This window comes from Mesorhizobium sp. M5C.F.Ca.IN.020.29.1.1 (assembly GCF_003997375.1).
GTDB lineage: Bacteria > Pseudomonadota > Alphaproteobacteria > Rhizobiales > Rhizobiaceae > Mesorhizobium > Mesorhizobium wenxiniae.
The window spans coordinates 1-7,819 of sequence record NZ_RZSW01000281.1 but is presented as its reverse complement, the minus strand read 5'-3'; the positions used below and the strand labels follow the sequence as shown (position 1 = coordinate 7,819).

4 protein-coding genes and 1 pseudogene are annotated in these 7,819 nt (G+C 63.2%); 1 reads left to right on the top strand and 4 read right to left on the bottom strand.

The window, feature by feature from the left end:
- The 4 genes and pseudogenes from EOA85_RS21170 to EOA85_RS21150 all read right to left on the bottom strand — a co-directional run.
- Window positions 1-192 (bottom strand): annotated as a pseudogene (locus EOA85_RS21170) (DUF1857 domain-containing protein); the annotation flags it as partial.
- Between the two features lie 128 nt (window positions 193-320).
- On the bottom strand, window positions 321-2,165 hold the full coding sequence (locus tag EOA85_RS21160) for an adenylate/guanylate cyclase domain-containing protein (RefSeq protein ID WP_127211040.1): 1,845 nt from the start codon (window positions 2,163-2,165) through the stop codon (window positions 321-323).
- On the bottom strand, window positions 2,165-5,815 hold the full coding sequence (locus EOA85_RS21155; RefSeq protein WP_127211039.1) for a FecR domain-containing protein: 3,651 nt from the start codon (window positions 5,813-5,815) through the stop codon (window positions 2,165-2,167). Before EOA85_RS21155 ends, EOA85_RS21160 begins: the two co-directional genes overlap by 1 nt.
- A 605-nt stretch (window positions 5,816-6,420) precedes the next feature.
- The gene (locus tag EOA85_RS21150; protein ID WP_127211038.1) at window positions 6,421-7,398 is read right to left on the bottom strand and encodes a zinc-binding dehydrogenase; all 978 of its coding nucleotides are present in this window, start codon (window positions 7,396-7,398) and stop codon (window positions 6,421-6,423) included.
- Window positions 7,399-7,495: 97 nt separating this feature from the next.
- Between EOA85_RS21150 and EOA85_RS21145 the strand changes: the two genes are divergently transcribed.
- Window positions 7,496-7,819 (top strand): helix-turn-helix domain-containing protein (locus EOA85_RS21145; protein ID WP_245485919.1); only part of this gene is annotated, 324 nt, incomplete at its 3' end.

The following is a 7,819-nucleotide window of genomic DNA, read 5'->3' as shown; positions in this document are numbered from 1 at the left end:
GAGCGAACCATCCGCCAGCAACTCGCGGGTGAGTTTCAGTGTCGAGAGGAGGGCGGCCTTGTAGCCCTGGTCGCTGTCGAACTGCGCCTGCTCGGCCTGCTCCTCGGGGCCGTTCGGCTCTTTGCCGCGCAGGCCGATGTAGCAGTAGAACCGAAGTTGCAGTTCGCCGGCATCATCCTCGAACAGTTCGTTGCGTGCATCTTCGATCCGGACAATACCGGCTCCGTAAACGTCGCCCTGAAATGCCGTTATCGCGAGATAACCAGAACGAGCTACAAGGGGTCGCCGACAATCCTGTTCGAACGCGAACGGACAACCGCCTAACTTGCGGCTGTCGAAACCGGTGCGCTTACCGCCGCGGGGGCATAGACCATGGTAGACTCGCCGCGCCCCTTTACGGTGATCTCGCGCAGCGGGGTCAGCGGAATCCTGTCTGACACCAGTTCGGCGGTCGCCCGGCCGATCACCAGCGGAACGCCGAGATCCTTCGAGGCGCCCTCCAGCCGCGATGCCAGATTGACCGCGTCGCCGAGCGCCGAATAGTCGAAGCGCTGCTCCGATCCGACATTGCCGACGACGCATTGCCCGGTGTTGACGCCGATGCCGATGCGCAGCGCAATCGGCGTTTCGCCGCGCGTTTCGGCCTCCGCCTGCAATTGCGCGTTCAGCCGATCTAGCGCGGCGAGCATTTCGAGGCTGGCCTCCACCGCATGGATGGCGTGGTCTGGATCGTCCAGCGGCGCGTTCCAGAATGCCATCAGGCAGTCGCCGATATATTTGTCGATGGTGCCGCCATGCGCCATCACGACGTCGGAAAGCGGCGTCAGCAGCTGGTTGATCAGCGTTGTCAGCCGCTCGGGATCGCCCTTCATCGCCTCCGCGATGGTGGTGAAGCCGCGAATGTCGCAAAAGAGAATGGTCAGGGTGCGGACCTCGCCGCCAAGGCGAAGCTGCGTCGGGTCGCGCGCCAGGCGTTCCACCAGGGCCGGCGACAGATATTGCGAGAAGGCGCGCGTTATGCCGCGCCTAAGCTTCCGCTCCGCCGCGAAATCGCGCGCCGCCTGCGCGCTTGCGACAAGAGTAAAGGCAAGCGCTGGCGCCAGCGGCGCGACAAAGACACGGCCGTAGCGCAGCGCCATATAGCTGCCGGCGAGGAGCGCCAGCACGGCAACCACAGCGCCGGCCAGGGTCTTCCATCCGGTCGACTTCCAGACGGCAAGAACGCCAATGCCCGCGCCAAGCAGGATCGAGAGAATTGCCGCCCATGCCGGGGGGCGCGCGATGAACAGCTGATGCGCCAGATTGTCGAAGACCGTCGCCTGGATCTCGACGCCGGAAACGAGCGTGCCGGTGCGGATGGTGAACGGCGAGGCGTGGACGTCGGCGCCGCCTTGCGACAGCGTCGGCGCGTTCTGCAGGCTGAGCCCGACCATGACGATGCGGCCGCGGAAAAAATTCTCCGGCAGGAAACTGTCGGGATCGAGCGCCTGATAGTAGGAGACGGTCGGATATGTGCGAGACGGGCCGAAGGCCTGCAGCAGCGCGTTTCGCGGTACAGTGGCCGGCCGGCCGGCGGCGTTCAGAAGCTCTGCCGCAAAGCCGTCGCCATAGCCCGGCACGCGCCGCAGGATGCCGTCGCCGTCGGGCGCGATTGAGGCGATGCCGGTTGTGGCGCCCGTCGCGGTGAAAATGGCCAGCGGCTCGACCCGGACATGCTGGGCGGCCTGGTCGGTCTCGATGAATGTCTCATCGCCGGCCAGAACCACGTCCGGGCCAAGGCTCTTGACCAACGCTTCGTCCGCGGCCGGCGTCGACGGCTCGGCAAAGATGATGTCGAGCCCGACGGCTTTCGCTCCAGCGCGGCGCAGAGCCTCGACGAGCCGCCCGTGAAGATCGCGCGGCCATGGCCATTGCGGGCCGATCTCGGCAAGCGAGGGCTCGTCGATGGCGACAATGACCGGCCCGTCATCGGGCGGGGGCGGCGGCGAAATGGTCGAGAGATAATCGAAAGCGCGCCCCTCGACGAGCTTCCATGGCGTGAGCAGGGACAGACCAGCAACCAGCAGCACGGCGAGGACCGCGATCGCAAGAATGCCGTTGCGGCGGGAGGGGGTTCCGGGCGCGGAAGCGCCAAGGCCCTTCCACCACGGCCCGCCTGCAAACATCAGAACCGGACCTTCAGCGAACCGACGATGCTGCGGCCCCAGCCGGGGGTGAACGATGCGACCTGAAAATCCTCGTCGAACAGATTGTACGCGGCAATTTCGAGTTCAAATCGTTTGTCGAAAGGTTCCCAGGTCAGGAAGGCATCCGTCGACCAGTAGGATTCGAGCTCAGTCCCCGCCGCATCGCCGGTGCGTGAGCCGACATAGGTTTCGGCCAGCGTGACCTTGATGTTGGACGGGTGAACCCAGGTCATGCCAAACCGCGCGGACGTTTCGGGGACAAAGGGCAGCGGGCCGCCGAAGCCTGGACTTGTCGGATCTTCGTTCTCTGAATCGGCGTAGGCAAAGGTCGCGAACGCGCCGAAGCCGTTGCCGATCCAGACGTTGGCCGTGGCGCTGATCCGGTCGAGCCGGCCCTCGCTGAGATCGATTGTGGTGGCGGAAGCCGGAACGCCGATCGAAAGTTTCTCGAATTCCTGATGCTGGTAATCGACGGCCGTAAAAAGGCGGCTGTTCCACTCTGCGTCCCAGCGCGCGGCAAACGTGTCCGAAAAGCCGTCGACAGCTAGAGAATTCTGATTGGATTGCAGGCCGAGTATTCCGACCGGCGCCAAGGTCGCCGACGTTATGAACGAGCCTTCGCGCAGGAACCCGGCGCGTAGGTAATGGCCTTCGAAAGGCGTCCAGGCGACACCGAGGCGAGGCTCCAGGCGTTGTTCATCAATCGTGCCACCGTCGAGATAAGTGCCGAATAGGGCTCCCTCCACTTTGAGATTGGGGTTGAACTCGTAGACGGCGTCGAAATAGACGCGCCCAATGTCGACATCGACTGCCGTAGTGGATTCGGATATGATTGTGTCCGGGATAAAAGGAAACACGAAAGAAAGCGTTTCGTCTTTTGAGACTTCCAAAAGTCCGCCCTCACCTCCGTATCGGAGAGTCAAGTCACCGGTTCCGTAGATGTGATTGAATGCGGCGAGATAGGATTGCTGGCTGGTCTCACTCTCCAGAATGAATCCTGTTTCCCCGAAGCCGATTTCCTCCAAGCGGGTTCTGTTGCTTCGATCCGTAATGTCGGTCGCAAACAGCGCCGCGCTGGCAACGTTCTGGTAACCAAATGTATGGCTCCAGGCGACCCCGGCGTTGCCGGTTCGGGTGTCGCCGGAGTCGGCATACGTTCCTCCTAGCGGCAGAACGGTAGGGTCCAGCACTGTGCTTAGGTCGAACTCGAAGTCCTTGACATCGATATACGCCACCACCCGGTCATTCGGCGTCGGCTTCATGGCCATGTAGCCTGTGCCGGTGATCGACCGGTCATCGAGATCGAACTGGCCGGTCGCTGGATCATCGCCGCGACGCGTGTCGGTCTCCAAACCGTTGATCCTGCCGTAGAAGCTCCAGGGAAAGGGAGCTGCTTGATACCCTTGGGTTTCGATTTCGCTGTTCCAACCCAGATCGCCGTCATCGGCGACAAAACCCCCGCCGACGGTGGTTTCGATGAAAGGTCGCCGGAGGATGTTGGCGCTCCTCTGGCGGCCGGCCAGCATTTGCGGGTCGAGCATCAAGCCTTGGAAAAACGATGAGAAGCTGGTTGCATTAGGGCCCGGTTCCGTCGGCACGTCGCCGAAACGCAGATTGTTGACGAAGGGATTTAAGCTACCGGCAAGCGCCTGGTCGACATAGCCGGAGCCGGTGAAGGGATCGAAAACCGCGTCGCCGTAGTAGCGGCCCCAGGCGTTGAGATTGAGTAGCCGGAACGCGTCGTTCAACGTCGAGCCGGTGTCGCGATTGGCGCTGAGGGCGGCATAGTCGCCGCCGCGCGCTCTGGTGCGCTTCAGCGCTTCCTGTGCGCTGGCGATCGCCTTGTCGGCTTCGTACTCGTCGATTGCAACCGCCGTGCGGAAGGATGAAATCACCGGATCGTTCGGATCAAGGCGGTCGGCGTTTTCGATAGCCTGTTCGGCGGGTTCCAGCTCGCCGGCTTCGTAATAGGCGACGGCAAGCAGCAGCAATCCATTGGAATAGGCCGGATTGGCGGTCGTGCCGGCGAGCAGGTCGTCACGCGCTTTGTCCAGTTCGCCGGTCTGCAGATAGTAGCGGCCGCGCGCAACCAGCCCGATGTCGAACGCCGGATCGACTGCGAGCGCCGTGTCGATTTCGGCCTTCGCTTCGGCCGTGCGGTCCTGCTCGAGATAGATGATGGCGAGATTGGCGTGGGGGACAGGATCTTTCGGGTCGAGTTCGATAGCGCGCTTCAGCGCCGCCTCCGCCTCGCGAGTGGCGCCGCGCGCGCTCTGAACGAGGCCGAGAGCGTTCCAGCTCGCCGACCCGGGCGCCAGCTCCACCGCGCGCTCGAGGTCGGCAAGCGCGCCTTCAAGATCGCTCTTGATTCCGGCCCGATAACCGGCGCGTGCTTGGAGCGCGATCATATTATCCGGGTCGAGCGACAAAGCGCGATCGATTGCCGCTTCTACCTGTGCGCGGTCGTCGAGCAGGAACGCAATTTGTGCCCTGAGGGCGGGCAGCGTCGGATCACCGGGATAGCGCCGTTCGGCTCTTTCGAGAACGGCAATTGCAGCTTTGAGGTCGACCAGAAATCCGGCCGTCAGAGCCTCGGCGATGGCCGCGGCGACGCCGGCATCCGCATTAACCGGCGGAGCTTCGATATGGCTGGGGTCAGCCAGCGAGCGCGCATAGTAGCCGCCATAGCGCGCCATGACACGCCGGCTGGGATCGAGATGCGGCGCCGCGCGTTCGAACAGATGCGCCGCCTCGGCATAGCGCTGTTCGGCGCCGGCGATCAACGCGTCGATCAGATCGAGCCGGGCTTCCTGCGCGCGCGTCAGCGGGAATTGTCGCGCCTGCCTGGCCGCGTCGCGCGCCGCTTCCCGCCCTTCAAAGTCAAGATTAACCTCGGCCAATGTCACCCAGTCCTCGGCGGATCGGGACGACGGCTCCATCGCCTTTATCCCGGCGCGCGCCTTGCGCATGTCCAGGCTCGATAATGCCGATGCTGGCAGGACGGTGAAAGCGTCGCGCAAGGAGTAGTAGAACAGCATCTGCTCGCGGTCGTCCGAATCGACGATGACGACCTTCGTCGGCGCCGAGCCGATGGTGGCCGCCGCGGCTTCGCCTTCGGCGACGCTGACCGAGCCGAATTCGTTGGCGAGTTCTACCGTGCCTTCCAGCACGATCAGCGAGGTGCGGCCGTTGCCGTCGACGGTCATCGTCCAGTCGGTGCCGCGGATGGCGGCGGCGGCGGCGGGCGTGTCGATGGTCAGCCCTTCGCCGCCGCGCTCTGCTCGCGCCCAGATGGTGCCGCTCTCCAGCTTGAACTCGGTGTCGGACGCCGCGCCGATCTTTTTGACCAGGAGCGTCGTATTGCGGCCAAGCCGCATCTGGGTGCGGTCGGCAAACAGCACTGCTAGGCTGCCGGTGGCGTTGGTGCGCAGATAGTCGCCGGGGACGACGTCCTGCCTGAGATCGACCACCTGCCAAGAGGCGAATTCTAGGAAGCGCACTTCCTCGCCCGATTTGCGGGCAATGACCGACCCGGCCGCCGGCTGGTTGCGCGGCACGACATCGGCCGCCGCCGGCTGGATGCCGACGAGCGCCGTCAACAACAGCGAAAAACTTACCGGCCCCCGCATCGCAGTTCTGAAGCGCGCCCCCTCTTCATACGGCTTTATGACGGTTCATTCATCGAACTGTCAAATACTCCGTTGCAGCAGATCGCCGAACACGGCAAACGTTGCTGCCCGGACACACAGCATCGGAAAACAGGCGCTATGGTCCGGGCGGCTATGTCCTATAAGCAGTTGAGTGAAGGGAGTTCAAAGTGGGACCAGCTTCGTCGCTTGAAAACCGGTGGCTGACCGAAGCCAGCTGCTTCTGGACAGCGTCGTCCAGACTGTGAAAAGACTGAGGGCGTAGCCCTCCGCAACTCCGCTTTGGGTGACTCCGACCAATGCGCGAAGGGCAGCTTTGCAGGAGCGCCCTGAAGGTCGCGTTATGGCGCAACAACGATGTCCAAGGTGGTCGCCGGCAACGTCCGCTATCGGGCAACAGCTAAAATCACCTCAACGGCCGACATCAGGCGCAAAGCGGACAGGTTCCACGATTGGCCTGTGCGCAGTTAATCGTCGACCACGATACTAGAGCGGTTCATCGTTTCACGGAAACGCCGAACCGCTCTATCTCTTTGTTTTTGCGCAATTCCGGACGGAAAACCGTTCACACTTTTCCTAGAATTGCTCTAAGGTATCAGCACGACCTTGCCGGTCGAGCGACGCTCCTCCAGCGAGCGATGTGCTTCGGCTGCCTGGTCGAGCGGATAGCGGCCGCCCTGCGTCACAAGCTGGCCGCTGGCGGCCAGGTGGAAAAGCTCCGACAGGCCGGCCCTGAGGCCATCGGCAGAGAGCAGCGGAAGCAGGGCAAAACCTCGCAAGGACTGGTTTCGGGTGATCATCGCTTCCAGTTCCGCAGCGCCGATCGCGTATCTGCCGAGCGCGGCAAAGACCAACTCTCCGCCAGGCGCGAGAGCTTGCAGCGACGCCGCCGTCACCGGGCCGCCGACAATGTCGTAGACGACATCGACGCCGGCGCCGCCTGCCGCTTTCCGGACACGCGCGGGCCAATCCGACGTGCTGTAGTCGACCGCGGCATCGGCCCCAAGCGACAGGGCAAGATCGAGCTTGGCCCTGCTGCCGGCGACCGCGATCACGGTGCTGGCGCCCTGGCGTTTGGCGAGCTGGACAAGCAGCGAGCCGACACCGCCCGCGGCTGCAGTGACCAGCACCGATTTGCCGGCTGGCGGGCTTTGCCGCAGCAGATGAAAAGCCGTCAGCCCCTGCACCATCAAGCTCGTCGCGTCTTCGAACGAGAGCGCGTCGGGCAAAGGCACGGCCAGCTTTGCGTCGATCGTGACATAGTCGGCATAGCCGCCAAACGGGCGCTTCGAAGCGAACAGCGGCGCCGCAACGCGTGTTTCGGTCAGCGAGATGTCCACCCCTTGACCAAGCGCCTCCACGGTCCCGGCAGCCTCGACGCCGAGAATGACAGGCAAGTCCGGCGTCACCGCGTAGCGATCCCCGCGCATCAGCACTTCGAAGAAATTCACGCCGGCCGCGCGAACACGGATCAGCACCTCGCCGGCCTCCGGCAGCGGCTTCGGCATTTCTACGACGTCGAAGATGTCGGGACCGCCGAAACGGTTCAGTTGAATGGCTCTCATGGCATGCACCCATCGCTATGGCATCGGCTGCTGTTTGCCACTATCTGCCTGATCGCGACTACACACTCATTTGTCCCCTGCTGACCAGGAGGTGACCATGGCCAAGCTGGCCAAAAGGCTGCAAACCAAGAGACTGCCTCTGCTGCCGGCGGAACGCGCCCTGAAAGTGATCTCGGGCCGATGGAAGGCTGTTATTCTCTACCATCTCTTCGACGGCCCCCGAAGGCTTTCGGTGCTGAAGACGCTGGTTCCCGATATCACCCAGAAAGTGCTGATCCAGCAGCTTCGTGAAATGGAGGAACACGGTCTTGTCAGACGCGAGATCTTTGCCGAAATTCCCTCGCGCGTCGAATATTCGGCGACGCGACTCGGCCTTAGCCTCGAGCCTATCCTTTTGGCGCTCTGCGAGTGGGGCCAGCAC